Raw genomic sequence first — 26,468 nt, 5'->3', positions numbered from 1 at the left:
GCAAAAAAGCACACACTTATGCCACAAGGCAGCAATATAAAACGTAACTAAGCCAAAAACAGGCGGATACTGTATCGTAAAAAAGCGGTGTTCCCGGTGGGCGACACCCTATGGACGCAACCGCACAGGCAGTGGCTAAGGTGCGGCGCTTTTCCTTTTATTCCTGTTTACAATTTTATCGTTATTTAAGGCAATTGTCAAGAAGTATTGCATCGAAATAAGAGGGCATAAAAAGGCCCCCCTGAGAGGGAGCCGGAGCCCTCTTCCAGAGGGGCCTTTAAAATCTTACGCCGTCACATCCTCGAACTGGGAATTATACAGATCAGCGTAGAAGCCGCCCTGGTCGATCAGCTCATCGTGGGTGCCCTGCTCCACAATGTCGCCATCCCGCATGACCAAAATCTTGTCGGCATCACGGATGGTGGACAGGCGGTGGGCAATGACGAAGCTGGTACGGCCCTTCATCAGGCGGTCCATGGCGGACTGGATGCGCTGCTCGGTGCGGGTATCCACACTGGACGTTGCTTCATCCAGAATCAGGATGCGGTTATCCGCCAGGATGGCGCGGGCGATGGTCAACAGCTGTTTCTGGCCCTGGCTGACGTTGGAGGCGTCCTCGTTCAGCTCCATCTGGTAGCCGCCGGGCAGCGTGCGGATGAAGTGGTCGGCATTGGCAGCCTTGGCGGCAGCGATGACTTCCTCATCGGTGGCATCCAGGCGGCCGTAGCGGATGTTCTCCATAATAGTACCCTTGAACAGCCAGGTATCCTGCAATACCATGCCGAAGCCTTCCCGCAGGGCACTGCGGTCAAAGTCCCGCACATTGCGGCCGTTTAAGGTGATAGCACCGGCGTCCACATCGTAAAAACGCATCAGCAGCTTGACCATGGTGGTCTTGCCTGCGCCGGTGGGACCGACGATGGCCACCTTCTGGCCGGGCCGGACCTTGCAGCTGAAATCGTGGATGACGGTCTTTTCCGGCGTGTAGCCAAAGCGGACGTGGTCGAAGGTGACCTGCCCGTCGATGGCGGCCGGGTCGGCACGGCAGGCCGGATCAGCCAGCTGGTCCTCCTCTTCCTCGCCCAAAAATTCAAACACACGTTCCGACGCGGCGGCCATGCTTTGCAGCATGTTGGATACCTGCGCCAACTGCTGGATGGGCTGGGTGAAGTTTTTGACGTACTGGATGAACGCCTGGATGTCACCGATGGTGATAGCACCGGCGGCAGCAAAAATACTGCCCGCCACAGCTACGGCCACGTACCCCAGGTTGCCCACAAAGTTCATGATGGGCTGCATCAGGCCGGAGAGGAACTGGCTTTTCCACGCGGATTCGTACAATTTATCGTTGGCGGCATTGAAATCTGCGAGCACGGCGTTCTCACGATTGAAAGCCTTGATGACGTTGTGGCCGGAGTAGATCTCCTCGACCTGGCCATTGACAACGCCCAGCGTTGCCTGCTGCGCCTTAAAATATTTCTGGCTGAATTTGACCACCAGCAGCACCAGCGCCAACGAGACCGGCAGGATCAGCAGTGCGATCAGCGTCATTTTGGGACTGATGGACAGCATCATGATGAGCACGCCGATCATGGTGGTCACGCTGGTGATCAGCTGTGTGACCGACTGGTTCAGGCTTTGGCCCAGGGTGTCCACATCGTTGGTGATGCGGGAGAGCACTTCGCCCACGGTGCGCTTTTCAAAATAGGCCAGAGGCAGGCGGTCGATCTTTTCACTGATCTGACGGCGGAAATCATAGCAGACTTTCTGGGACAGGCCGCTCATCAGCCAGCTCTGGATAAAGCTGAACGCCGAGGACAGCAGGTACATGCCCAACAGGATCAGCAAAATTTTACCGATGTAGCCAAAGTCGATGGCGCCGGTGCCCCGCAGCTTGGCGATCCAGCCGGTGGCCAGGGCCGTGGTGGCCTTGGCGAGAATTTTGGGGCCTGCTATATTAAATATGGTAGACAAAATGGCAAAAACAACGACCACGATGAGCGAAAGCTTATACTTGCCCATCGCCCGCAGCAGCTGCAGCAGGCTGCCCTTAAAGTCTTTGGCGCGCTCGGTGGTCATGCGTCCGGGTCTTGGCATATCACTCGCCCTCCTTCGACAGGTTCAATTCCTTCTGGCTCAGCTGACTGCGGGCGATTTCCTGATACTCGGGGCAGCTTTCCATCAGCTGGGCGTGGGTACCGTCGCCCACGATGCAGCCATCGTCCAATACAAGGATGCGGTTGGCATGCAGCACTGTGGAGATACGCTGGGCCACAATGATGACGGTGGCGTTGTCTGTCTGGGCTTTCAGGGCACGGCGCAGGGCCACGTCGGTCTTGTAATCCAGCGCCGAGAAACTGTCATCAAACAGGTAGATGCGCGGCTTTTTGGCGATGGCACGCGCAATGGAAAGACGCTGCTTCTGCCCGCCGGAGACATTGCTGCCGCCCTGAGCAATGGGGCTTGCATAGCCCTCGGGCTTGGCATCGATAAACTCGGTGGCCTGGGCAATGCCGGCGGCGGTACGCACGTCCTCATCGGTGATATGCTCGCCGGCAAATTTCAGGTTGCTGTCAATGGTGCCGCTGAACAGCACGCCCTTTTGCGGCACATAGCCCATCAGGTCGTGCAGCGTGGCCTGGGGCATATCGCGCACGTCCACGCCGTCGATGCAGACCGCACCGCCGGTGGCATCATAAAAGCGCGGGATCAGGTTGAGAAGCGTCGATTTGCCGCAGCCGGTGGAGCCGATGATGGCCGTGGTCTCGCCGGGCCTGGCGGTAAAGGTAATGTGCTCCAGTGCGTCGCTGTCGGCGCCGGGATAGCGGAAGCTGACATCCTTGAACTCCACTTCGCCATTCCAGTTTTTGCGTTCCAGCGCCGGTTTGGCGGTGGCGGCATCGGGGTCGTGGATGGTGGCCGGCGTCTTGATGACCTCGTCGATACGGTCGGCTGCCACACCGGCACGGGGCAGCATGACGGCTACCATCGCCAGCATCAGGAAGGACATGACGATCTGCATTGTGTAGGTGATGAAAGCGATCATCTCGCCCACCTGCATGTTGCCCAGGTCCATGGCCTTACCGCCGAACCAGACAATGAGCAGGCTGGTGCCGTTCATGATGAGAGTCATAAAAGGCATCATGGCAGCCATGGTGCGGTTGGTAAACAGCTGGGTGCCCATCAGATCGCGGTTGGCTTTATCAAAACGGGCTTCCTCAAACTTTTCGCGGCTGAAGGCGCGGATGGGCATGATGCCGGTCAGGATCTCGCGGCTGACAAGGTTCAGCCGATCGACCAGCGTCTGCATCTGCTTGAATTTCGGCATAGCCACGTTCATCAGGATGGTGATAAGCACCAGCAGCGCGGCCACCGCCACAAAGATGATCCAGGAAAGACCGGTATTGCCCGCTGCCACGTGCAAAATGCCGCCAACACCCAAAATAGGCGCATAGGCCACCATGCGCAGCAGAATCACACAGACGAACTGCACCTGCTGGATGTCGTTGGTGGTGCGGGTTATCAACGACGCTGTGGAAAACTTTTCGATCTCCGCGTTGGAGTAACCCACGACGGTGGAGAACACCTCGCGGCGCAGGTCGCGGCCAATGGCAGCCGACACGCGGGATGCGATGAAGCCTACCGCCACCGCGGCGGCAACCATCAGCAGGGTCAGGCCCAGCATCTGCCCGCCAATGCGCAGCAGATACGCTATCTGCACGTCGTGAGCGATGCCCTGGGCTTCGTATTCGAGGGAAACCAGCAGCACGGCCTGGCTTGCAAGGTTGTCGGCCACGGTCCCATCCAGCTGGGAGATGGCCCCGGCAAGCTGGTTTTGCAGCATCTCCCGTGCGCCGGGTGCCTGAACCATCGCCGCAAACTGCTGGCTGACGGCATCCAGGTCGTAGGTGGTGGGGGTCACCGTCTCGGTACTGCCGGCGACCCGGGCAGCATTTTGGGCCGCAGCCATGTACAACACCACATCGGGTGTGGTGAAAGCGGATTCCAACTCCGCCGCAGCAGTGTCGGCATCCTTAGAAAGATAACGCAGACCATCGGCGTCAGGCTCGCTGTACCACTGGGCGGCCAAGGCGGCCTCGTCCTCGGTCATCAGCAGTTCCAATGCCTGCAGGGTAGTATCGCGGACGGTATACGGTACCGGGCTTTCGATACCGCCCTGCTGGATGCCAACATCCACGATCTTGCTTGTGTAGTCCGGCAGGGACAGGTCGCAGTAGGCCTGCACGATCAGCAGGGCCGCCACGGCCAGGCATGCCGCCCAATGGCGTGCCAGCTGTTTAAATATTTTCGTCATCGACAGGTCCTCCCTGTTTTTGTGCGCTGATTTTTTTCTGCATGGCGTCGTTTTCTGCTTCAATTGCATCCAACAGCACACCGCGCAGGGCGTACATCTGATCGATCTGTTCCGGTGTCATCCGTGCCATGATGCGGCCAAAGTAGGCGTTCAGTGCCGCCTCGCTTTGCAGGCGCGCCTGCTCGCCCTGTGGGGTGATGCGCACGAAAGTTTTGCGCCGGTCGTTGGGATCAGTTTCCCGCACGATGCTGCCATCCTGTTCCATCATGCGCAGCCCGCGGGAAACGGCCGGCATAGGCTGCCGCATAGCACGGGCCACCTCGGAAACATAAATTGCACCCTCTACGCCGCGCTGCTCGATTAGAATGTGCAGGTTTTCCAGCATGCCGAAATGGCATCTGGGACAGTCTGCCAACGCGCCGCGCATGCCGCGCTTGGACATTGTGTGCAGCCGCGAGACAAACCGAAACACCCCCTGCAGATCCGGGATCTCTGAACCTGGCATAAAGCACCTCCTGTTAATTATTATCATGTGTTAATTATTTCATCGTGATAATAATAGTCCCTCCTGCATCAGGATGCAAGAGGGTTGCAGAATTGTTTGGAAAATGTTCATAATCCGGGTGGGCATGTGCTTTTGTTCGTCAATTTCAAGTAAAGTTCTCGTCCGCGATGTTGAAATTGTAGACATTTCGCACAATCAATGCTACAATAAAATCAATTACAGGAGCCAACTGCGCCCCAAAGTTAGGAGAATCGCCGTGAAACTGAACAGCCGCCGCACCATTCTGGTGGGTCTTGCGTTTTTGTCGATCTGCACGTTTTGGCAGATGTACGACAGCGTTATGACCTTAATTCTGACCGACACCTTTAAGCTGAACGAAACCTTTGCCGGTGCCATTATGGCTGCTGACAACGTACTGGCGCTGTTTTTGCTGCCGTTTTTCGGGGCGCTGTCCGATAAGACCAGCACCCGCATCGGGCGGCGCATGCCGTTTATCGTGGGCGGCACCGCAGCGGCAGCCATCTTGATGAACCTGATCCCGCTGCTGGACGACCGCTACGCCGCCAGCCCCAGCACCGGTATATTAGTGCTGTTCATTATTGTGCTGGGGCTGCTGCTGGTGTCCATGGGCACCTACCGCTCCCCCGCCGTGGCCCTGATGCCCGACGTGACCCCCAAGCCCCTGCGCAGCCGCGCCAACGCCATCATCAACCTGATGGGCGCCGTGGGCGGCATTTTGTACCTGGGGCTGGCGGCTGTGCTGTACCCGGCGTCCAAAACCAAGGGCGTGGAGCATGTCAGCTACCGGCCGCTGTTCTTCATCGTCTCGATGATCATGGTCGTGGCGGTGGTCGTTTTGTATCTGACCATCAAGGAGCCCAAGCTGGAAGCAGAAAACCAAAAGCTGGAAGCCGCTCATCCCGAGTGGAACCTTGCCACTGACGACGGCACCGGCCACGAGGTGCTGCCTGCGCCGGTCAAGCGCAGCCTGAGCTTTCTGCTGGTGTCCATCTCGCTGTGGTTCATTGGCTATAACGGCGTTACTACGTGGTTTACCAAGTATGTGGAGGCTGTCATGGGCGAGGGCCTGGGCGGGGCCTCCACCTGCCTGCTGGTTGCCACGGCGGGCGCTATTGTCTCGTACATTCCCATCGGTGCGCTGGCCGCTAAGATCGGCCGCAAGCGGACTATTCAGTGCGGTATCGTGCTGCTGGCCGCCTGCTTTATGCTGGGCTACGTGCTGACCACCACTTACAGTTCCATCCAACCCATTATGTACGTGGTGTTCGCGCTGGTGGGCCTTGCCTGGGCCGCCATCAACGTGAACTCCCTGCCTATGGTGGTGGAGATGTGCCGCGGCAGCGACATCGGCAAGTTTACCGGGTACTACTACACCTTCTCGATGGCCGCCCAGGTGGTAACCCCCATCGTGGCCGGCTCCCTGATGCGGGCCATTGACTACCGTGTGCTGTTCCCCTACGCCGCCCTGTTTGTGGCGCTGAGCTTTGTGACCATCTGCTTCGTCAAGCACGGCGACGCCAAGGCAGAGGCCAAAAAAGGGCTGGAAGCGTTTGAGGATATGGATAACTAAACGGCATATCCAACGTCAATCTAACGTCATAAGCGCAACTTATTTCCGCCGGGGGCAGAACGCCCCCGGTGGATTTTTTGTTAAAGGCAATACCGCGTAATTCTAAGTGCCGCATCTTTCCCTTTCGGGTTTGAGAACCGGAAACACAGTAAAAGTCGGGAGCGACCCGAAAGTCGCTCCCGCTGCACAGCCTATTTATTTGTAACGAGATACAGATTCTGTATTCTGCAAACTGCTCACCGGAGATTTCAAGTGCAATATCACTGTACCGGCAGCTCCACCGCAATGGTGGTGCCCTTCTCCGAACTCTCCTCCACCCAAACGGAGCCGCCGTGGAGATTGGCGATCTCCCACACCAGCGAGAGCCCCAGCCCCGCACCGCCGTACTCGCGGCTGCGGGACTTATCAACACGGAAAAAGGGCTGGAAGATGCTCTGCTGATACTCATCCGGAATACCACAGCCGGTATCGGAAACGCGAATCAGGAGTTTTTCCGTTTCCTGTATGACGCAGACCCTCACCGAGCCGCCGGGGCGATTGTACTTGACGGCGTTCTCTGTCAGGTTGAAGATCAGCCGGTAGATCAGCGCATCGCTGCCGGTAATAACGCCGTCGCCATCCGCCTCCAGCGTGATGCCGCGCTTTTCCACCAGTGGCGCGAGATCCGTAAAGATCTCCTCGATCATGGGAGCGAGCTGGATCTGCTCGTTCCGTGCCACTTGCCGCAGATTGCTCATCTCCAGCAGAGTCTTGGTCAGTCGGGTCAGCCGTTCCGTCTGCTCCCGCAGGAGGGCGAGAAACTCCGCAGTCTCCGGCAGCACGTCGGGGTGCTCTGAGGAAAACAGGTCCAGCTGCGCCTGCATCAGCGTCAACGGCGTGCGCAACTCGTGGGCGGCATTGCCGGTGAACTGCCGCTGGGCGGCAAAGGCATTGTTCAGCCGCTCCAGCATCTGGTTGAACGAGTGGCTCAGCTGCTGGAATTCTGGAATGACGTCTTCATCGATCCTCATATCGGCAAGATTGTTCAGCTGCACCTGCTCCACATGCGAGGCAAAGCTGCGCAGGGGCTTGAGCGCGCGTCCGCTGACAAAATAGGTCAGCATACCGCTGAGTAGCGTTACCACAGCCGTGATGTACCAGTTGGTGGTGCGGAAGCTCCCCTGCGCCCCATCGACGACGATGGTCAACTCCTCGTTGGGCGCTATGAGTTCCGGGTCAAAGCTCGCCGCTCCACCCTCATTCAGGATCACCGTGCTGCCGCCCTGTAAGCTGTCCGCAATGGTGTCCATATAGTACACACCGGAGGAACAGAGCAGCAAATTCATGACCACACAGGTGATGCCGATGAGCAGGACGGACATCAGTGTGATGCGCCACTGCAAGGAAAGCCGCTTCATTCCTCCTCACCTCCCATCAGATAGCCCTCGCCGATGCGGTTGCGGATGGGGTCATAGCCCAGCGCGGCGCGGAGCTTTTTGCGCAGGGCGGAGATGTGGACGCGAATGGAATTGCTGAAGCTGTCCACGCTGTTGTCCCAAACGTGATCCATCAGTTCCTCCTGACTCACGGGCCGTCCCTGATGCACCATCAGGTATTCGAGTATCCCTGTTTCCTTGCGGGTGAGCGTCAGCGTCTGCCCGTTGGCGGTGGTGGTACGGGAGCGGGTGTCAAAGGTCAGGTCCCCGCAGGTCAGCAGTACATCCTGCTGGGTGAACTGCCGCAGGGTCAGGCTGCGAATGCGAGCCTCCAGCTCGGCAAGATGAAAGGGCTTTGCCAGATAATCATTGGCCCCGGCATCTAACCCCTCCACCTTGTCCTCCACCTCACCCCGGGCGGAGAGGATCAGCACCTTTGTCTCCCGGTCGGTCTGCCGCAGGGTGCGCAGCACTGTCATGCCGTCCTTCTTCGGCAGGTTCAGATCCAGCAGCACCAGATCGTAGCGCTCCACGCCCAGAAGCTCCAACGCCTTCTCCCCGTCGTAGCAGCAGTCCACGCTGTATGCTTGGCGCCGTAGGCTGCGGACGATGGTTTCACACAGGGCGCGTTCGTCTTCAATTACTAAAAGGTGCATGAGAGCCCTCCTTTTTTATTTATTTTTATGTTGTTTTAATTATAGCAAAATTAGATAAGGTTTGCATTAAATTTTCGTTCTTAACAGTGACTTTAACTCTCTTGCGCTATGATGGTGGCAGAAAAAGTGAAAGGGTGATGGAATTGAGCCATGTAAAAAAGTCGGCCGTGCAGGCCGCGCTGCTGGTTGTTGGTATCGCTATGCTGTGTTTCGGCGTATGGCGCGGCGAGACGGCGACGGTGCTGAGCAAAGCAATTAAATTATGTCTGGAGTGTGTGGGCATTGGGTAAGAAATCTTCGGGCGCGTCACAACTCCTGTCCCGCTTCCGGGGCTGGATACAGGCGGGGGCAGTCTTATTGACCAACCTGCACCTGCCGAATTTCCTCAAAGGAGGCCTGTATCAGGGCGCAGGGAAAAACGTCTGCGTGCCGGGGTTGAACTGCTACTCCTGCCCAGCGGCCTCCGGTGCCTGTCCCATCGGTGCGTTTCAGGCGGTGGTTGGGTCTTCCAAGTTCAGCTTTTCCTATTATATCACAGGTTTCCTCATTTTGCTGGGAGTCCTGCTGGGACGCTTTATCTGCGGTTTTCTGTGTCCCTTCGGCTGGTTTCAGGAACTTCTGCATAAAATCCCGACGAAGAAGCTCTCCACAAAGAAACTCAAGCCCCTGACCTATCTCAAGTACGCTGTACTGCTGGTGATGGTCTTCCTGCTGCCGGCGTTCCTTGTGAACGATGTAGGCATGGGTGATCCGTTCTTTTGTAAATACCTCTGCCCACAGGGCGTGCTGGAGGGGGCCATTCCTCTGTCCCTTGCCAATTCCGGCATCCGGGCGGCGCTGGGCAAGCTGTTTACATGGAAATTCAGCATTCTGCTGTCGGTGATCGTGCTGAGCGTGCTGTTCTACCGTCCCTTCTGCAAGTGGCTCTGCCCGCTTGGCGCATTCTACGCGCTGTTCAACCGGGTGTCCCTCTTCCAGATGAAGGTGGACAAGAATAAGTGCGTCTCCTGCGGAAAATGTGCCAGAGCCTGCAAGATGGATGTGGACGTGACGAAAACGCCCAACCATACTGAGTGTATCCGCTGCGGGATGTGCATCCGCGCCTGTCCGACGAACGCCGTGAGCTTCCGCTACAGCTTCGGCAACGGGAAAGAAACAACAAAGAAAACAACGATGGAGGAATCAAAATGAACAAGAAGAGAATTTTTGCACTGGCTTTTGCCGTACTGATGTTGCTGGCCTTGGCGGCCTGCGGCACGAAGAACAATGACAAGATGGGCGACATGAGCGGCAACGGCTCCGCCATGACTGACGAGCCGAAAAACGCCGAGGAGGCGCTCACCCTGCACAAGGAGCTGCTGGAGCAGGAGAACGCGATCCTGTCGGAAAATACCGAGCTGTGGGAAAAGGTCTTTATGAAGGCTGACAAGGGCATGGCCATGGTCGAGGACGGGAAAAACTACGGCGACTTCCTGCTGGATACCATCGAGGCCGCTAAAGAGCAGTTCGCCGACAATGAGTATGAGTGGCTGAAGGAGTCAGCCACGGAGATCAGCAATATTGAAAACAGGCTGACCGAGTTGGAAGAGAAGTATCCCGAGATCATGCAGAAATCCACGGACGGCGATATGAGCATGCCCGCGGGCAGCGACACGAGCAACCCTCCCGACGACGGCAGTATGCAGAAGTTCCCCGCCTTTGAAGGGAAAGATCTGGACGGCAACACGGTGAAGAGCGACGAGCTGTTCTCCGCCAACGCCGTCACCGTGGTGAATTTCTGGTTCACCACCTGCAATCCCTGTGTAGGCGAACTTTCCGATCTGGATGCGCTGAACAAGGAATTGGCGGAGAAGGGCGGCTCTCTCATCGGCGTCAACACCTTCACGCTGGACGGCGACGAAACGGCAATTTCCGAGGCGAAGGATGTGCTTGCCAAGAAGGGCGCCACCTATCAGAATGTGTATTTTGACTCCGACGGTGAGGCGGGAAAGTTTACCACCAACATCTTTGCCTATCCCACCACCTACGTGGTTGACCGCAACGGCAATATCGTGGGTGAACCCATCGTAGGCGCCCTCACGGAAAAGAAGCAGGCAGAGACGCTGCAAAAGCTCATCGACCAGGCTCTTGCCGCCGATGTGGGCTGACAAACGGATTCATCTCCTCAGGAGGGAGGGATACACCATGTATCGGAGAGTATTGCCGCTTCTGCTCACCGCGGTACTGCTGCTGAGCGGCTGCGCCTCCGGGCAGAAAAATATGCCGCAGAAAACGGACGAGAAGGAAATGACCGGACAGCCCTCTGATATGTCCGGTGAAGGAATCATGTATATGGATACCACGGAAAATGTCATATATCTGGCGGGCGGCTGCTTCTGGGGCATGGAACAGCTGATGCAGTCCATCCCCGGCGTCATCGATGCCGAGAGCGGCTATGCCAACGGCACCTGCAGGGCGGACGCCGATTACAAGACCGTCTGCAAAGGGAACACCGGCTTCCGGGAGACCGTGCGGGTGGAGTATGACCCCGGGCAGGTGAGTCTCGACGCCCTGCTACTGGCCTACTTCTATGTGATCGACCCCACGGTGGAGAACCAGCAGGGCAACGACCGGGGCAGTCAGTATCAGACCGGTGTCTATTACACCAACGAAAGCGCGAAGGAAACGGTGGAGCGCATCGCGGAGATCGAGCGGGGACGCAGTGAAAAGTTCTTCGTGGAGACAGGTCCACTCAAGAACTATTACCCCGCCGAGGAGTACCACCAGAACTACCTCGAAAAGAACCCGAACGGCTACTGCCACATCCCGCGCGCGGAGATGGAGCTGTTTTCCCGGCTGCGCATCGATCCGGGCGACTATCAGAAGCCCGCGGCGGAATCCATCCGGGACAAGCTGACGGCGGAGCAGTACCGTGTTACGCAGGAAAGCGGCACAGAGCGCGCTTTCACAGGCGAGTTCTGGGATAAATTTGAAAAGGGCATCTATGTGGATGTCGTCACCGGTGAGCCGCTCTTTTCCTCCACGGATAAGTACGAAAGCGGCTGCGGCTGGCCTGCCTTTACAAAGCCCATTGAGGGCCCTGCCGTAGTGGAAAAAGAGGATCTGAGCCACGGGATGCGCCGCACGGAGGTCAGAAGCCGCGCCGGAGACTCCCACCTCGGCCACGTGTTCACCGGCGACCCGGAGTCGCCCAACGGCGTGCGCTACTGCATCAACAGCGCGGCCCTGCGCTTCGTCCCCTATGAAAAAATGGAAGCCGAGGGCTACGGATATCTGCTGCATCTGTTTGAAAAATGATTTTCGGTGCATACACATCAAGCGGAAAAACAGGACGGGGCTGTTGCACATCCCCTAAAAAAGAAAGACCGAAGTAAAAGCCATAAAAGGGCTTTACAACTTCGGTCTTTTTCTTTAAGTTATAATAAAACATGCCAGGGCGCACTGCGCTTTTGCAATAGACGTGCGCAAAGTTCCGGAACAGCTTCTTGTCGATTATCAAGTTCGTAAACTTTTTTTCGTTCGAAGCTTATGCGGATGATCTGTTCAAACTCTTTGCCGGTCATTCTGCGTCCTCGGTTTCTTGGCATACTGGTGGGGTACAATCCGCCAGCTTTTCGCTTCCTACGCATTTTACCTTGCAGACCACCGCATTGTCCAGCACATAGACAAAGGGCATTTTTGCATACAAAAAGCCCCTGATTACTTAAGTTGAAGTGCCCCCCAAAAGTTAGACAATAATTTGAAGCAAAAATTGTTCAAGCAGCCGAAAGGGCTTGCTGTCTGTGAATTGCAGGCGGCAAGCCCTTTAGCTTTGCCTTGATTCTGCGGTTGTTGTAGTAATCCAGATATTCAACGAGTTCCTGCTTGAAGTGTTCCATGGACTGAAACTCTTGTAAGTACAACAGTTCACTTTTGAGTAAGCCAAAGAAATTCTCTATCACAGCGTTGTCCAGACAGTTGCCTTTCCGGCTCATGCTCTGCTGAACACCTTTCTTCTGGAGCATTCGCTGGTACTGCTTGTGCTGGTATTGCCAGCCCTGGTCAGAATGAAGGATCAACCCGGTTCCATCCGGTATCTTCTCAAAAGCCTTATCCAGCATAGTCGTAACCATACTCAGAACAGGACGGTCGGAGATGGTATAGCTGACCAGATCGCTGCTGCACAGATCAAGGATGGGCGAGAGATAGAGCTTCTCTCCAAACAAACTGAACTCTGTCACATCGGTGACCCATTTCTGGTTTGGCTTTTCGGCGCGGAAGTCCCGGTTTAACAGATTTGGTGCGATTTTACCAACTTCGCCCTTATAAGAACGATATTTTTTCATCCTGACACGGCAAACCAAACCCAGCTCCTTCATAAGCCGCTGGACAGTCTTGTGGTTCAGGAGGAAATTGCGCTTGTGAAGTTCTGCTGTAATGCGGCGATAGCCGTATCTTCCTTTGTTTTCGTGGTAGATGGCCGTGATCTCCGCTTTGACAGCTTTATACTTATCTGCACTGTTCATCCGCTTCAGATGGTAGTAGAAAGTGGCACGGGGTAGTTGAGCGATTGAGAGAAGAATATCCAGAGAATGTCTTTGCCTCAGCTTTTGAACTACCTGTGTTTTCTACGCTGGCGTCGCTCGTCTTCCAAAACCAAGGCTTGCAAGTTTTTTAGGTAATCGTTCTCCGCACGCAGTCGCTGCACTTCGGCCAGCAGATCTTCTTCTACCTCTTTTGGCAGCTTCTTTGACCGACCAGTGCTGCTGCGGCCCCGTCGCTCAACCGACAAGCCTTCCGGCCCTTCTTCCAAATAAATGCGTTCCCAACGCTCTATAATTTTATGGTCGTTAATTCCGAATTCCTGCATCGTTGCATGGATACTCAGATGTTCTTTTTCCATGGTTTCTACAACCATTCTCTTGAATTCCGGCGTATATCGTTTGTTTGGTACTCCTTTTGGCATAGCAAAACACCCCACTTGTTAGATAGTATATCATACTGTCTAACAAATGGGGTGCAGTTCATTTCCGTCTGCCTTTCCGTAAAATTCAACTGTGTACATTGAACTACTCCAAATCCTTTTCTTTATGCTTATGATAGCACAAATGCTATCACAAGTCAACTACTCATCTGTTATCAAAATACGAAAGAAGGTGAAAACTTGAATCAAAACTGGATTGTCGAGAATCTAAACAATGCGTTCAGCACATGGAATGGAAAGCTGGGTGAGTTATGGGGGCTGGTGACAACCGGCCCCCAAACTTTTAAGGGTGGCGCAGTGTGGAGCGTGATGCAGACACTGCACAATGGTATGGTTGGCATTGGCTATGCACTGGTCGTGCTGTTCTTTGCTATATCGCTATGCAAAAACACAATGAATTTTCACGAGTTAAAACGCCCCGAAGCTGCAATCCATTACTTTCTCCGCTTTGTGGCAGCAAAAGCGCTTGTGGGATACGGCATGGACATTATGCTGAATGTGTTTTCCATCTGTAACGGCATCGTCACAGATATGGCCGACAGCATGGGCGGTATCTCAGAAGCTATGGTGTCGCTGCCCGCAGAAATGCAGACCGCTATCGAAAATGTGGGATTTCTCGCCAGCATACCGCTATGGCTCGTAACGATTCTCGGCAGCTTGTTCATTACGGTGCTTTCCTTTGTAATGATCCTTACCGTGTATGGCCGCTTCTTCCGTTTGTATATGTACACAGCGCTGGCTCCGCTGCCGCTGGCGGCTTTTGCGGGGGAAAGCACACAATCCGTGGGCATATCGTTTTTGAAAAGTTATGTTGGCGTGTGCTTAGAGGGTGCGGTCATTGTGCTGGCCTGTGTGATTTACTCGGCGTTTGTCAGTACGCCGACAGTAACCAGCGGTGAAGCGACCACTATTGTGTGGAGTTATCTTGCGGAAACCGTGTTCAATATGCTCGTACTTGTGGGGCTGATAAAAGGCTCCGACCGAATTATCCATGAAATGATGGGGTTGTAATATGCAAATTCCGATAAATAAAGAAATCCGCCATTACCAAGAGGAAATCTTTTTGGGGCTGAATCTGCGGCAGATGATTTGCTCCGGCGCGGCCATTGCCGTGGCAGTTGCGGTCTATTTGGGGCTAACCCCGCTGTTGGGTCATGAAACGGCGGGCTGGATCTGCATTGTGGCCGCTGCGCCGATTGCAGCAGCAGGATTTTTTACTTATGACTGTCTGACCTTTGAAAAATTCCTGCTTGTTGTAATAGACAGCACAATTATCCGTAACGACTGGCGGTTGTGGAAAACCGAAAACAAATATTGCAAAAAGAAAAAAGGTGATAAACATTGAGATTAAGTGAGTACGCATCTACGCGAAAAACACGCAGCAGCTATAAAATGCCCCGTTCCGTGCAGCAGAGCATCCCCATCGACAGAATCTATGCAGACGGTGTTTGGCAATCGGAAAATGTGTTCAGCTTGATGTGGCAAATCAGCGACATCAACTACGCCATGCAGAGTGACGCGGCCAAGCAGAATATTCTAACGCAGCTTGGCACGGTCTACGCGGGCATCCCCGCTGACTGCTGGATGCAAGTCTGCATCGTCAGCCAGCGCATGGATGAAAAAGCCTTTGCCCGTGATGTGCTGTACCACCGCGAGAACGACGGCTTTGATGCCCTCCGCGCCGAGCGTAACCGCCAAATCAAGGCCAACGCCCGCGAAAATGGAAATGTGGTGCAGCATAAATACATCATCGTGTCCACGAACAAACCCGGTGTAAAAGAGGCCCGCGAACGCTTTGTACAGGTGCAGGGGCATTTGCTGTCTGCATTTTCCGCCTTGGAATGTGCCGTCACGCCGCTGGACAACCGCGCACGGCTGGAGGTACTGCACAAGTTTTTCCGCATTTCCGAGGAGGGTCGTTTTAACTTCGACTTTGATAATTGCGCCAAACTGGGGCAGGACTTCCGCGATTCTATCGCCCCGGACTGCATCCGCTTTTGCAAAAAGCATATTGAAATCGAGGATTTTTATGCCAAGTGCATGACGATCAGCGAGTACCCGCAGCAGCTTGATGATAAGTTTATCTCCGCTCTGCTCCAGCAAGTGCCATACATTGTGTTATCAATCGACATTGAGCCGGTGGAAACCGAGGATGCTTTCAAAGAAATTGACAATGCGCAGATGAAAACCGATGCCGAGAAAGTCCGTTTCAATAAGAAATCCGTGGAAAATCTGGACTTCACTTCCTCCGTACCGCAGCGGACGCAGGAACAGGACCGCATCATTGCCAGCATCCGTAAAGAAATGACGGAAAATGACCAGCAAATGTTTTTGAGCCTGCTCACCGTCACTTACTTTGCTGACACACTGGAAGATCTCGCGCTGGAAACCGATGCACTGAAAACCACGGCGGCAAACTATAACTGCCGATTCACCGAGTTGTACTTTCAGCAGGAACGCGCCTTTGACACGGCCATGCCCTACGGTCTGCGCCGCATCGAGAGTGTGCGCACGATGCTGACGAAATCGCTGACAGCACTTGTACCGTTCAATACGCAAGAAATTCTCACACCGGGTGGCATTTGTTACGGCAGAAACGCCGTGACAGGCAATCTCATCATCGGGCTGCGCACTAGCCTTGTGAACGGCAATGCAATGGTTGTCGCTACCTCCGGCGGCGGCAAATCAATGTTTGTTAAGTTGGAAATCCTTATGCTGTACCTGCGCTTCACAAAAGCACGTTTCTATGTCGTAGATCCCGAAAATGAGTACGCGCCCCTCGTGCAGGAATTGGGCGGCGAGGTTGTGAATATCTCGGTGGACAGCGCTACGCACTTTAATCCGCTGGACTTCAAATACGATAAGGCAACGAAAATACCTCCCCATGTTGCTAAGGCAGAATTTGTATTGAGCCTGTGTGAGCAGATAATGGGCAAGGAGCATATTCTGGCCGGTGATAAAAGTCTGATTGATGATGCCCTTGAAAACATCTACAAACCCTTGATGGCATCCCACTATACCGCGCCATGCCCGACTATCAAGGACTTGTGGATGGCACTGAACAATCAGCGCGATAAACGGTCAAAGGAAATCGCGCTTGCATTGCGGATTTTCGCCACCGGCAGTATGCAAGCGTTCGCCCAGCCCACCAACGTGGACATGAGCAACCGCCTTATCTGCTTCAATATCCAAAGTTTGGGAGAGCAGTTAAAACCTGTTGCCATGCTCTCTATGCTGGAGTACATCAACACCGCCGTTATGAGCAACGAACGCAACGACCCCAAGGCCGCCACATGGGTGTACTTTGATGAAATCTATCTGCTACTGCGCGATTCTTTGAGCGCCAATTTCCTGTACACAAGTTGGAAGCGATTCAGAAAGTACAACGCCTACGCCACCGGCATCACGCAAAATGTGCAGGACTGCCTTACCAATGACACCGCCTATGCCATGCTGGCAAACTCCGAATTTGTGGTCATGCTGCGCCAAACCAAGGACATTGACAGTGTGGTAGAACTGTACGGCCTGTCCGAGCCGCAGCGGAAATATCTGCTGCTGGCACAACCCGGCGAGGGCATTATCAAAATGGGCAACAGCCTTATCCCTTTCAACAACCCCCAGCCCAAGGATACTAAGACTTACAAATTGCTCACGACCAAACCCGGTGAAATGGAGGGATAATTATGAGCGAGAAAGAAATCCGTGTGCTGTATGTGCAGCCCGGTAAATACCCGGAAGAGCGAATAATCCCTAACACGTTAAGCGCATCACAGAAACTTGTCGGCGGCAATATTGAATGTTGTTGCCCGTGGAGAGATAGCGTCTGCATTGTCTGCAATGATTCTGGAAAGATTGACAAGTTACCACCTAACCGTCTTTATGGACATACAGACTTTCTTGCAGGCTCTTTTTTCGTTTGTGGTAGTCGCAGGGGGGATTTTGTCAGCTTAACCGATAAGCAGTTTGGACACTATGAAAAAATGTATCATCACCCAATCGTCTTTCTTCCCACGCTGCACGGTCTGCTGCCGATGAAATGCACCCCCGAACAGTACGAACAATTCCAGCGTGACGGCAACAAACTGAAAGTCAAGCCCATCGACCACGGGGAGCGCTAACACCATGATTCTGCACAAACAAAAAGCGGGGTGCCGCTCGCCGTAGAAATCAAGAAGCACAACTTTTATATAAAATAGGAGGATACCACCATGACCGACCCCAAATTTATGACCCCTCCCCATCGTAGGGCATACTTAACCCACCTTAACCGCTGCAAGGTGATGGATAACTCCCCGGAATATACGCGCCAGTTGGACGATGTGGTAATTGACGATGCCCGGAATTAAAGCAAAGCGCAAGCAGCTTGTGCGCAAAACACTTATGCGGTCCAAGGCGCAGAGCGAACGCCCCGCCGAGCAGCGGCAGGAATCACCCGAAGAATACGCACAAACCGAGGTGCAGCAGGGCATTTCCGATGTGGCTGCCCGTACAGGCAACACCGCCAAAAGCACCGCCCGCATGAGCTACCGCAAGTTTCGTGCAATGCAGGAGAAACGGAAGAATCTCACCTTGCGGTGCAGCACCCAATCTGCATCAAAGCCGACTGAAAAAGAAAAAGTCACTGTTCCCACGCAGACCGAGCGCAGGGAAATGTTCAAAAAGCAGCGTTTCCGGCAAAAGGCCATCTCAGCCAAAACACCAGCGCCGCAAGCCCCTGTGTCGCCATCGGACACACCAGCACCGCCGCCCTACCGAGCCCAAATGCAGCAGCGCTTAAAGCGGCAGCACCTGAGCCGCGAGGCTGTGCGCCGCTATCTGCAAAAGCAGACGGCTGCCACAGCGGCGGGCAATACCGCTCCCATCGTTACCCACGCACCCAAGCTGCCCACAATCAGCAATAAACAAGCCACGGTTGAAGCAATCAGCCGTGGCGTTCATTATATCGCAGCCAAAATCAAAGCCCTGCTCTCCCAAACTGTGCGGCGCGCCGCGCAATCGCTGCTGGCGTTACTTGGCGCAGGCGGCGTGGTGCTGTTGCTGGCGATGGTCATAGGCGCGGCTGCGGCGGTGATCGGCTCACCGATGGGCATCCTGTTTGCGAATGAATCCGGCGATCCCAACAGCATCCCTATTGCCGAAATCGTAGCCGACACCAACGCCGACTTCGGCGCGGTCATCAATGACATCGTATCCGCCCACCCGGAGTGCAGCGAAACCACCATCACCTACGACTACGAGGACGGCCACACATGGGCAAGCTACTGGCCCGAAGTGCTGGCCGTCTTTGCTGTACAGTACAACCTGAACAACGACGGCGATGTGGTCGTCATAGACGAAAGCAAGAAGCAGTTGATTCAGGACACCTTTTGGGCGATGCACGAAATAAGCGCCGAGGTGGAGGAAATAACCGCCACGCCGGAACCGACCGAGGACGAACCTGACCCGGAACCGGTCACGGAGTACATTCTGCACATCACGGTCAGCAGCAAATCGGTGGACGCGCTGGCGGATTTGTACCGCTTTACGCAAGACCAGCGGGAGATTTTGCACCAGCTGCTTTCCGAGGAAATGCGCCCCAGTCTGCTTGCCCTGTGCGGCGGGATTGCTGTTGCGGACGGTGAATTGTGCTGGCCGCTGCCGGGTCACACCTATATATCCTGCCACTTCGGGGAAACGGACGCCTTCGGCAATGCCGGGCATCGCGGCACGGACATTCCCGCACCGGAGGGTACGCCTATCCTCGCCGCCCACAGCGGTGCGGTGCTGGTCAGCGGCTGGAACGACAGCTACGGCAATCAGGTGCTGCTGGATAACGGCGCGGGCCTGTCCACGCGGTACGCCCACATGACGCAAACTGCCGTCACCGCAGGGGAAGCGGTAACGGCAGGGCAGGTTATAGGTTATGTAGGCAGCACCGGCGACAGCACAGGCAACCACCTGCATTTTGAGGTGATGCAGGGCGGGGTCAGGGTGAATCCGACTGGTTTCATTGATCCGATGTGATGGAAATCATGTCCTGTTTGTAATATCGTTCATATGAATGAGTCAGTCCTCTTCCGGGTCTGACTCTTTTTTCTTAAAGACTTATACAGTCTTAGTTTCGATTGCAGGATTCTTTTCCCCACTTAATACTTTAAGTGGTATTATGGCCTTGCAAGAAAGAAATGAGGTGAACAATTATGAGCATTACAAATGTGGCGAGAAGATTTGAACAGAGATTTGACGAAAAAGCGGAGCGCTTTATTTGGCATCATCCGCTACTTGGCTTCATCTCCATCTTTGTTGGAATGCCATTACTGGTTTTGGTGTGTGTCTGTATCAGTACGATCGTTGTCGCCCTTCCTATGGCATGGCTTTTGGGTTGGTTGTAATCTTTATTTCATCTTTAAACGCGCAAAAGATCACTAATGCCATTTTTAGAGGAAAGGGTTTATGATATTGGGGACATCAAAAAAGGAGGATAGCTCTTATGCAAATGCTAATTGCACTCATAGGTGTATGTGCGGCAGCAATGCTGCTGTGGTATGTCTATATTTTAATGAAGGGAGATGATCAGGCATGAGCGCCATGATTCAGTATGTTTTATACCTTGCCATTCTGGTCGTTTTGGCAATTCCGCTGGGCGCATACATAAAAAACGTCATGAGCGGCGAGAAAACTTTTTTGTCCAAAGTTCTGACACCGTGCGAAAACCTGATTTACAAGGTTATGCGTGTAGACAGAGAAGAACAGATGACATGGAAAAAATATGCGGTAAGTGTATTGACCTTTTCCGGTGTCGGGCTTGTTTTTCTGTTCCTGCTTCAACTTGTGCAGGGTGTTCTTCCCGGAAACCCGCAGCATCTTTCCGGTGTGAAATGGGATTTGGCATTTAACACTTCTGCAAGTTTCATTACCAATACAAACTGGCAGGCATATTCCGGTGAATCCACATTGAGTTATCTCACTCAGGCTTTAGGTCTGACTGTTCAGAACTTTGTTTCCGCAGCTACAGGTATCACCGTTCTATTTGCATTGATCCGTGGCTTTATCAAGGTGAAATCCTCCGGGTTGGGAAGCTTTTGGGTGGACTTGACCCGCATTGTGGTTCACATCCTGCTCCCGCTGAATCTGGTCATTTCTCTGTTGCTGGTAGGCGGCGGCGTGATCCAGAACCTGAAAAGTGCAGAAACAGTATCCCTTGTAGAACCGATTGCCGTCAGTGCAGAAGGCGAAATCCTTGAGGATGCGGTAATTGACTTAGACACCGAAACCGTCACTGTAGATGGCGAAATCGTTTCGGATGCACAGATCGTCACCGAGCAGTTCGTACCGATGGGTCCTGCGGCCAGCCAGGTCGCAATCAAACAGAGCGGCACCAACGGCGGCGGTTATATGGGCGTCAACTCCGCACATCCTTTGGAAAATCCCAATGCCTTTACCAATCTGATCGAAATGATTTCCATTCTGCTGATTCCGGCGGCACTGTGTTTCACATTCGGTTCTGCGGTAAAGAACAAGAAGCAGGGTGTTGCGATCTTTATGGCAATGTTTATCTGCCTGGTTGTTGCCTTGAGCTGTATCGCCGTCACTGAACAGGTTGGCACCCCCCAGCTTGCACAAAACGGCGCAGTCAATATGTCAATGGCCGAACAGGCAGGCGGCAATATGGAGGGCAAGGAGACTCGCTTCGGCATTGCAGGGTCCTCTACATGGGCAGCTTTCACCACAGCAGCCTCCAACGGCGCTGTAAACTCCATGCATGACAGCTACACGCCTCTTGGCGGCATGGTGACTATGCTGCTGATGCAGCTCGGCGAGGTCGTTTTCGGCGGCGTGGGCTGCGGCCTTTACGGTATGCTTGCTTTTGCTATTCTGACGGTGTTCATTGCCGGTCTGATGGTAGGCCGCACTCCGGAATTCCTTGGCAAGAAAATTGAGCCTTATGAGATGAAATGGTCGGTACTGGTTTGCCTTGCAACACCCATTGCAATTCTGGTCGGCAGCGGCCTTGCCGCCGTAGTACCCTCTGTCATGGATAGCCTGCATAACGGCGGTGCCCACGGTTTCTCTGAAATGCTGTATACCTACTCATCCTGTGGTGGCAATAACGGCTCTGCCTTTGCCGGTTTCAATGGGAATACCGTATTTCTGAATGTAAGCCTGGGACTGGTGATGCTCTTTGCCCGGTTCCTGCCCATCATCGGCACACTTGCCATCGCAGGCAGCCTGGCCGGGAAAAAGAAAATTGCCACGACTGCGGGCACCTTGTCTACCACAAACGGAATGTTTGTTTTCCTGCTGATCGTTGTGGTATTGCTGATCGGTGCGCTGAGCTTCTTCCCGGCGCTTGCCCTTGGTCCGCTTGCTGAGTTCTTTGGCAGCGTTGCGTAAAGGAGGTTTACAGATATGCGTACCAAACAGAAAAGTGCTTTTGCCGACCGGAAAATGCTCGGCAGGGCAATTCAAGATTCTTTTGCAAAATTAAGTCCGAAAACACAGGCAAAAAACCCGGTCATGTTTCTGGTTTTTGTGTCTGCGATCTTGACCAGTATCCTTTGGGTGGCATCCCTGTTCGGGTTAAAAGACGCTCCAAGCGGATATACACTGGCGATTGCCGTTATCCTTTGGTTTACCGTGCTGTTTGCCAACTTTGCCGAGGCCATTGCAGAAGGTCGTGGTAAAGCACAGGCAGATTCTCTCCGGGCATCCCGAAAGGATGTGGACGCACATAAAATTCCCTCCGTATCGCAGAAGGACAGCGTGACGGTGGTTCCGTCTGCCCTGCTGAAAAAAGGGGAACTGGTGATCGTCAAAGCAGGAGAGCAGATTCCGGCAGACGGCGAAGTCATAGAAGGTGCGGCATCTGTGGATGAAAGCGCCATCACCGGCGAATCCGCTCCTGTAATTCGTGAGGCAGGCGGCGACCGCAGCGCTGTAACCGGCGGCACCACTGTACTGTCGGACTGGATCGTTGTCAGAGTGACCAACGAAGCCGGAGAAAGCTTTCTGGACAAGATGATTGCGATGGTAGAAGGTGCTGCCCGGAAAAAGACGCCCAACGAAATTGCCTTGCAGATTTTTCTGGTAGCCTTGTCCATTATCTTTATCTTGGTGACAGTCTCTCTCTACACGTATTCCATTTTTTCTGCAAAGCTGGCGGGAATTGAGAATCCCACCTCTGTAACAACGCTGGTAGCGCTGTTGGTGTGCCTTGCGCCTACTACCATCGGTGCCTTGCTTTCCGCCATCGGTATTGCCGGTATGTCCCGACTGAACCAGGCAAATGTTCTGGCCATGAGTGGTCGTGCCATTGAAGCCGCCGGTGATGTAGACATTCTGATGCTTGACAAAACCGGAACCATCACCCTGGGCAATCGACAGGCATCGGAGTTCATTCCGGTAGATGGTGTAGACATTCGGGAACTGGCGGACGCCGCTCAGCTTTCTTCTCTGGCCGATGAAACCCCCGAGGGCAGAAGCGTTGTTGTGCTGGCAAAGGAGCAGTTTGGAATTCGTGGCAGAAGCCTTCAGGACAAGAATATGCACTTTGTCCCATTTACTGCCGTGACTCGTATGAGCGGCGTCGACTTTGACGGCAACGAAATCCGAAAAGGCGCAGCAGATGCCATGCAGAGTTATGTGACCCATGCAGGCGGAATATATTCTCCGGACTGTGATCGAGTTGTCAAGTCTATTGCGTCCAAGGGCGGCACACCTCTGGTTGTGGCTAAGAACCACAAGATTCTCGGCGTTATCTATTTGAAGGATATTATCAAGCAGGGTGTGAAGGAGAAATTCGCAGATCTGCGGAAAATGGGCATCAAGACCATTATGATCACCGGCGACAATCCGATTACTGCTGCGGCCATTGCTGCCGAGGCCGGTGTGGATGACTTCCTTGCGGAAGCAACGCCGGAAGGAAAGCTGGCAATGATTCGTGATTATCAGGCCAAGGGTCATTTGGTCGCCATGACAGGCGACGGCACCAACGACGCTCCGGCTTTGGCACAAGCAGATGTTGCAGTTGCCATGAACAGCGGCACACAAGCGGCCAAAGAAGCAGGCAACATGGTGGATCTGGACTCTTCCCCCACAAAACTGATCGACATTGTGCGCATCGGCAAACAGCTTTTGATGACACGAGGCAGCCTGACGACCTTCTCCATTGCCAACGATGTGGCAAAATACTTTGCCATTATTCCGGCGCTGTTTATGGGACTTTATCCGGGACTGTCTGCCCTGAATATTATGGGGCTGCATTCCCCGCAAAGTGCTGTCCTCTCTGCGATTATTTATAATGCACTCATCATTATTGCGCTCATTCCGTTGGCGCTGAAAGGTGTGAAATATCGTGAAGTTGCTGCCGGAAAGCTGCTGTCACGGAACCTGCTGGTTTATGGTCTGGGCGGTCTGGCGGCTCCCTTTATCTTTGTGAAACTGATTGATGTTCTGCTGGTGTTCACCGGCCTGGTATAAGAAGGGGATCTATCATGAAAACAATAAAAAGTGTATTACCAAAGGCAGGTATGATCTTTTTGATCTTTACGCTGCTGTGCGGCGTGATCTATACGGGTGTTGTCACAGGAATTGCTCAGCTTATTTTCCCGGATCATGCCAATGGAAGTATCATTGAAGTAGATGGGAAAAAATACGGCTGTGAGTTGCTGGGGCAGCAATATACGGATGAGTCCCATATGTGGGGGCGCATTATGAATATCGATGTTTCTACCTATACAGATGAAAACGGAAAGGCGCTGATGTATGCCGCCCCCTCCAACCTCTCTCCGGCAAGTGAGGAATATGCACAGCTCGTGGCAGAGCGGGTGGAAAAGCTCCGCGCTGCCGACCCGGATATGGATGAAACAGCTGTTCCGGTGGACCTTGTCACCTGTTCCGGCAGTGGGCTTGATCCCCATATTTCCCCGGCAGCAGCGGAATATCAGGTAGCACGCATTGCAAAGGCAAATGATATGACCGAAGATGAAGTGCGTGAGATCATCCAAAACTGCACCGACGGACGATTCCTTGGCATCTTTGGTGAAGAGACCGTCAATGTGCTGAAAGTCAATCTGATGCTGGACGGTATTCTGGAAGGGTGAAATGAACATAGCCAAAATCATGATTCCCAAAATCTCCACTGTATTTCTTCATGAAAAGGATACGATTCGTCAGGGATTGGAACGGTTTATGGTACATGGCTATACCGCTGTCCCGGTACTGAATGATCAGGAACAGTATATTGGAAGCGTGACGGAGGGAGATTTCCTCCGCCACCTTCTTGCTTGCCAAACAACAGACTTGAAAGTACAGGAGGGATACCGACTTGGCAGCATTGTTCGCAGAGATTTTTGCCCTGCGTTACAAATAGATGCAGATTCCGAGCAGGTTGTAACTTCAATGCTGAATCAGAATTTTGTCCCCATCGTTGATGGCCGGAACACTCTATGCGGGATTCTGACAAGGAAACGGCTGATTGAATTTCTGGCACAAGCTCGTGATAAAAAAGAATAAGGCAATACCGCATAATTCTAAGTGCCGCAGCCGCCGGAGCGGTGCTTAAGCCGTCAGGCGGGAATTGTGCGGTGTCGCCATAAGTCCTGCATCTTTAGACGGCCTTAATACAGATACGCATTCTCTTTTACCTTCTTTACTTCCTTTGATTTATAATTAAGGGCACATAAAGGGGTATAAAGGAGGATTGCAGTTATGGGAGTAGTGTTGTTAAAAAGGAAGTTGACTTCGTTTCAAATTATCATCCTCGGTTTTTCCGGGGTGATCCTTTTCGGCACTTTCCTTTTGATGTTACCGTTTTCCAGCCGCAGCGGACTGGCGACACCTTTCTCGGAGGCATTGTTTACTTCTACTTCAGCAGTCTGTGTAACCGGACTCGTTCTACATGATACGGCAACCTACTGGTCGGCCTTCGGCCAGTTTGTCATTTTACTGCTGATTCAGATTGGAGGCATGGGGGTTATTACCGTAGCCGCATCCTTTGCCATGATTTCCGGGCGGAAGATTTCTTTGATGCAGCGCAGTACCATGCAGGAGGCGATTTCAGCGCCCAAGGTAGGGGGAATCGTTCGCCTGACCGGCTTTATCGTCAGGGTGACACTGGTGACGGAACTGCTGTGTGCAGCCGTGATGGCACCGGTGTTTTGCCGTGATTTCGGGAAAATCGGCCTTTGGATGGCACTGTTTCATTCCGTGTCTGCTTTTTGCAACGCAGGCTTTGATCTGTTGGGTGTGCGCACTCCCTTTTCCTCCCTGACCAGCTATGCAGCGAATCCAGTCATAAACTTTACGATTATGTTCTTGATTGTGTTTGGCGGCATTGGCTTTCTGACTTGGGATGATATTCGGACAAATCGATTGCATTTGCACAAATATCGGATGCAGAGCAAGGTGATTCTTTGTACCACAGCGGTTTTATTGATCGTTCCGGCCATGTACTTTTATTTTTTTGAGTTGCTGATCTCACCCGAAAGGAACGGCTTTTATCTTCTCTTTTTCAAGCCGTGACACCACGAACGGCGGGTTTTAATACGGTGGATTTAACGGATTTGAGTGAGGCGGGACAATTTATCACCCTTGTGCTGATGCTGATCGGCGGTAGTCCCGGGTCTACCGCAGGCGGTTTGAAAACAACAACCATTGCTGTTTTGCTTACTACTGCAATTTCCACCTTTCGGCGCAGAGAAAATGCAAACCTCTTTGGACGTCGCATTGATGATGATGTCGTAAAAAATGCAGCGACAATTTCGCTTATGTATATCACGCTATGTTGTACCGGTGGCCTTATCATCAGCGTTTCCGAAGGACTTCCCATGCTTACCTGCCTTTTTGAAACTGCCTCGGCTGTTGGCACAGTCGGCCTGTCACTGGGAATTACGCCGGAACTGAATCTGCTCTCACGGAGTGTTTTGATCCTGCTGATGTTTTTTGGACGAGTCGGTGGCCTTACATTAATTTTTGCGGCCTTGTCCAGTGCACAAAAGGAAGTTTCAAAACTACCAATGGAAAAAATAACAGTAGGATAAAGGT

General features: G+C 53.5%; 22 protein-coding genes and 2 pseudogenes. 16 read left to right on the top strand and 8 right to left on the bottom strand.

What is annotated here, in order from left to right; all coding sequences use genetic code 11:
- Window positions 1-285: 285 nt before the first annotated feature.
- From OGM81_07875 to OGM81_07865, 3 genes are read right to left on the bottom strand one after another with little or no spacing between them, the layout of a single operon-like run.
- A complete protein-coding gene (locus OGM81_07875) occupies window positions 286-2,097 on the bottom strand; it encodes an ABC transporter ATP-binding protein/permease (protein UYJ42270.1) in 1,812 nt (603 codons plus the stop codon).
- Window position 2,098: 1 nt separating this feature from the next.
- On the bottom strand, window positions 2,099-4,315 hold the full coding sequence (locus OGM81_07870; protein UYJ42269.1) for an ABC transporter ATP-binding protein/permease: 2,217 nt from the start codon (window positions 4,313-4,315) through the stop codon (window positions 2,099-2,101).
- Window positions 4,299-4,820, bottom strand: a complete 522-nt coding sequence (locus tag OGM81_07865) for a MarR family transcriptional regulator (GenBank protein UYJ42268.1) — start codon at window positions 4,818-4,820, stop codon at window positions 4,299-4,301. The genes OGM81_07870 and OGM81_07865 overlap by 17 nt, the downstream gene beginning before the upstream one ends.
- A 256-nt stretch (window positions 4,821-5,076) precedes the next feature.
- Here OGM81_07865 and OGM81_07860 point away from each other — a divergent pair, with 256 nt between their 5' ends.
- On the top strand, window positions 5,077-6,411 hold the full coding sequence (locus tag OGM81_07860; GenBank protein ID UYJ42267.1) for an MFS transporter: 1,335 nt from the start codon (window positions 5,077-5,079) through the stop codon (window positions 6,409-6,411).
- 260 nt (window positions 6,412-6,671) lie between these two features.
- On the opposite strand, the gene OGM81_07855 is transcribed toward OGM81_07860, so the two are convergent.
- Window positions 6,672-7,808 carry an ATP-binding protein gene (locus OGM81_07855; protein UYJ42266.1) on the bottom strand — a complete coding sequence of 379 codons (1,137 nt, stop codon included), beginning with the start codon at window positions 7,806-7,808 and terminating at the stop codon, window positions 6,672-6,674.
- Window positions 7,805-8,482, bottom strand: coding sequence for a response regulator transcription factor (locus OGM81_07850; protein UYJ42265.1), 678 nt, complete (start codon window positions 8,480-8,482; stop codon window positions 7,805-7,807). The genes OGM81_07855 and OGM81_07850 overlap by 4 nt, the downstream gene beginning before the upstream one ends.
- A gap of 137 nt (window positions 8,483-8,619) precedes the next feature.
- Here OGM81_07850 and OGM81_07845 point away from each other — a divergent pair, with 137 nt between their 5' ends.
- From OGM81_07845 to msrB, 4 genes are read left to right on the top strand one after another with little or no spacing between them, the layout of a single operon-like run.
- Window positions 8,620-8,772: a CD1871A family CXXC motif-containing protein gene (locus tag OGM81_07845; protein UYJ42264.1), complete on the top strand. Its 153-nt coding sequence runs from the start codon at window positions 8,620-8,622 to the stop codon at window positions 8,770-8,772.
- Window positions 8,765-9,673 (top strand): 4Fe-4S binding protein, encoded by a 909-nt coding sequence (locus tag OGM81_07840; protein UYJ42263.1) that lies wholly within the window; start codon window positions 8,765-8,767, stop codon window positions 9,671-9,673. Before OGM81_07845 ends, OGM81_07840 begins: the two co-directional genes overlap by 8 nt.
- Complete coding sequence (locus tag OGM81_07835) at window positions 9,670-10,629, top strand: TlpA family protein disulfide reductase (GenBank protein UYJ42262.1); 960 nt, start codon at window positions 9,670-9,672, stop codon at window positions 10,627-10,629. Before OGM81_07840 ends, OGM81_07835 begins: the two co-directional genes overlap by 4 nt.
- 37 nt (window positions 10,630-10,666) lie before the next feature.
- Window positions 10,667-11,779, top strand: a complete 1,113-nt coding sequence (msrB, locus tag OGM81_07830) for a peptide-methionine (R)-S-oxide reductase MsrB (protein ID UYJ42261.1) — start codon at window positions 10,667-10,669, stop codon at window positions 11,777-11,779.
- 119 nt (window positions 11,780-11,898) lie between these two features.
- Here msrB and OGM81_07825 read toward each other — a convergent pair whose 3' ends face one another.
- From OGM81_07825 to OGM81_07815, 3 genes are all read right to left on the bottom strand, one after another.
- The gene (locus OGM81_07825; GenBank protein ID UYJ42260.1) at window positions 11,899-12,045 is read right to left on the bottom strand and encodes a hypothetical protein; all 147 of its coding nucleotides are present in this window, start codon (window positions 12,043-12,045) and stop codon (window positions 11,899-11,901) included.
- A 192-nt stretch (window positions 12,046-12,237) separates the two neighbouring features.
- On the bottom strand, window positions 12,238-13,032 hold the full coding sequence (locus tag OGM81_07820) for an IS3 family transposase (protein UYJ44985.1): 795 nt from the start codon (window positions 13,030-13,032) through the stop codon (window positions 12,238-12,240).
- 44 nt (window positions 13,033-13,076) lie between these two features.
- Complete coding sequence (locus OGM81_07815) at window positions 13,077-13,427, bottom strand: helix-turn-helix domain-containing protein (protein ID UYJ42259.1); 351 nt, start codon at window positions 13,425-13,427, stop codon at window positions 13,077-13,079.
- Window positions 13,428-13,625: 198 nt separating this feature from the next.
- Between OGM81_07815 and OGM81_07810 the strand changes: the two genes are divergently transcribed.
- The 11 genes and pseudogenes from OGM81_07810 to OGM81_07760 all read left to right on the top strand — a co-directional run bounded on the left by OGM81_07810 (window position 13,626) and on the right by OGM81_07760 (window position 26,464).
- Window positions 13,626-14,456 carry a hypothetical protein gene (locus OGM81_07810; protein ID UYJ42258.1) on the top strand — a complete coding sequence of 277 codons (831 nt, stop codon included), beginning with the start codon at window positions 13,626-13,628 and terminating at the stop codon, window positions 14,454-14,456.
- 1 nt (window position 14,457) lies between these two features.
- The gene (locus OGM81_07805; GenBank protein UYJ42257.1) at window positions 14,458-14,790 is read left to right on the top strand and encodes a PrgI family protein; all 333 of its coding nucleotides are present in this window, start codon (window positions 14,458-14,460) and stop codon (window positions 14,788-14,790) included.
- A 47-nt stretch (window positions 14,791-14,837) separates the two neighbouring features.
- On the top strand, window positions 14,838-17,126 hold the full coding sequence (locus OGM81_07800) for an ATP-binding protein (GenBank protein UYJ42256.1): 2,289 nt from the start codon (window positions 14,838-14,840) through the stop codon (window positions 17,124-17,126).
- Between the two features lie 2 nt (window positions 17,127-17,128).
- Window positions 17,129-17,563, top strand: a complete 435-nt coding sequence (locus OGM81_07795) for a DUF3846 domain-containing protein (protein UYJ42255.1) — start codon at window positions 17,129-17,131, stop codon at window positions 17,561-17,563.
- Window positions 17,564-19,013: 1,450 nt separating this feature from the next.
- A pseudogene (locus OGM81_07790) lies at window positions 19,014-19,436 on the top strand (M23 family metallopeptidase).
- A 188-nt stretch (window positions 19,437-19,624) separates the two neighbouring features.
- Entirely contained in the window at window positions 19,625-19,816 is a 192-nt protein-coding gene (locus tag OGM81_07785) for a hypothetical protein (GenBank protein ID UYJ42254.1), read from the top strand.
- Window positions 19,817-20,003: 187 nt separating this feature from the next.
- A complete protein-coding gene (kdpA, locus tag OGM81_07780; GenBank protein UYJ42253.1) occupies window positions 20,004-21,818 on the top strand; it encodes a potassium-transporting ATPase subunit KdpA in 1,815 nt (604 codons plus the stop codon).
- A 15-nt stretch (window positions 21,819-21,833) separates the two neighbouring features.
- The gene (gene kdpB / locus OGM81_07775; protein ID UYJ42252.1) at window positions 21,834-23,903 is read left to right on the top strand and encodes a potassium-transporting ATPase subunit KdpB; all 2,070 of its coding nucleotides are present in this window, start codon (window positions 21,834-21,836) and stop codon (window positions 23,901-23,903) included.
- Between the two features lie 14 nt (window positions 23,904-23,917).
- Window positions 23,918-24,526, top strand: coding sequence for a potassium-transporting ATPase subunit KdpC (kdpC, locus tag OGM81_07770; GenBank protein ID UYJ42251.1), 609 nt, complete (start codon window positions 23,918-23,920; stop codon window positions 24,524-24,526).
- A 1-nt stretch (window position 24,527) separates the two neighbouring features.
- Window positions 24,528-24,938 (top strand): CBS domain-containing protein, encoded by a 411-nt coding sequence (locus OGM81_07765; GenBank protein UYJ42250.1) that lies wholly within the window; start codon window positions 24,528-24,530, stop codon window positions 24,936-24,938.
- A gap of 195 nt (window positions 24,939-25,133) precedes the next feature.
- Window positions 25,134-26,464, top strand: a pseudogene (locus tag OGM81_07760) (Trk family potassium uptake protein).
- The last annotated feature ends 4 nt before the right edge of the window (window positions 26,465-26,468 follow it).

It is taken from the genome of Oscillospiraceae bacterium, from assembly GCA_025758045.1.
In the GTDB taxonomy this organism is placed as follows: Bacteria; Bacillota; Clostridia; order Oscillospirales; family Ruminococcaceae; genus Gemmiger.
This window is presented reverse-complemented; position numbering and strand designations above follow the sequence as displayed.

Coding starts and splice junctions, on each gene's coding strand:
- OGM81_07835 (UYJ42262.1), top strand. CDS start 9,670: ATGAACAAGAAGAGAATTTTTGCACTGGCTTTTGCCGTACTGATGTTG.
- OGM81_07785 (UYJ42254.1), top strand. CDS start 19,625: ATGAGCATTACAAATGTGGCGAGAAGATTTGAACAGAGATTTGACGAA.
- OGM81_07875 (UYJ42270.1), bottom strand. CDS start 2,097: ATGCCAAGACCCGGACGCATGACCACCGAGCGCGCCAAAGACTTTAAG.
- kdpB (UYJ42252.1), top strand. CDS start 21,834: ATGCGTACCAAACAGAAAAGTGCTTTTGCCGACCGGAAAATGCTCGGC.
- msrB (UYJ42261.1), top strand. CDS start 10,667: ATGTATCGGAGAGTATTGCCGCTTCTGCTCACCGCGGTACTGCTGCTG.
- kdpC (UYJ42251.1), top strand. CDS start 23,918: ATGAAAACAATAAAAAGTGTATTACCAAAGGCAGGTATGATCTTTTTG.
- OGM81_07795 (UYJ42255.1), top strand. CDS start 17,129: ATGAGCGAGAAAGAAATCCGTGTGCTGTATGTGCAGCCCGGTAAATAC.
- OGM81_07805 (UYJ42257.1), top strand. CDS start 14,458: ATGCAAATTCCGATAAATAAAGAAATCCGCCATTACCAAGAGGAAATC.
- OGM81_07870 (UYJ42269.1), bottom strand. CDS start 4,315: ATGACGAAAATATTTAAACAGCTGGCACGCCATTGGGCGGCATGCCTG.
- OGM81_07815 (UYJ42259.1), bottom strand. CDS start 13,427: ATGCCAAAAGGAGTACCAAACAAACGATATACGCCGGAATTCAAGAGA.
- kdpA (UYJ42253.1), top strand. CDS start 20,004: ATGAGCGCCATGATTCAGTATGTTTTATACCTTGCCATTCTGGTCGTT.
- OGM81_07845 (UYJ42264.1), top strand. CDS start 8,620: ATGGAATTGAGCCATGTAAAAAAGTCGGCCGTGCAGGCCGCGCTGCTG.
- OGM81_07800 (UYJ42256.1), top strand. CDS start 14,838: ATGCCCCGTTCCGTGCAGCAGAGCATCCCCATCGACAGAATCTATGCA.
- OGM81_07825 (UYJ42260.1), bottom strand. CDS start 12,045: ATGACCGGCAAAGAGTTTGAACAGATCATCCGCATAAGCTTCGAACGA.
- OGM81_07765 (UYJ42250.1), top strand. CDS start 24,528: ATGAACATAGCCAAAATCATGATTCCCAAAATCTCCACTGTATTTCTT.
- OGM81_07865 (UYJ42268.1), bottom strand. CDS start 4,820: ATGCCAGGTTCAGAGATCCCGGATCTGCAGGGGGTGTTTCGGTTTGTC.
- OGM81_07855 (UYJ42266.1), bottom strand. CDS start 7,808: ATGAAGCGGCTTTCCTTGCAGTGGCGCATCACACTGATGTCCGTCCTG.
- OGM81_07850 (UYJ42265.1), bottom strand. CDS start 8,482: ATGCACCTTTTAGTAATTGAAGACGAACGCGCCCTGTGTGAAACCATC.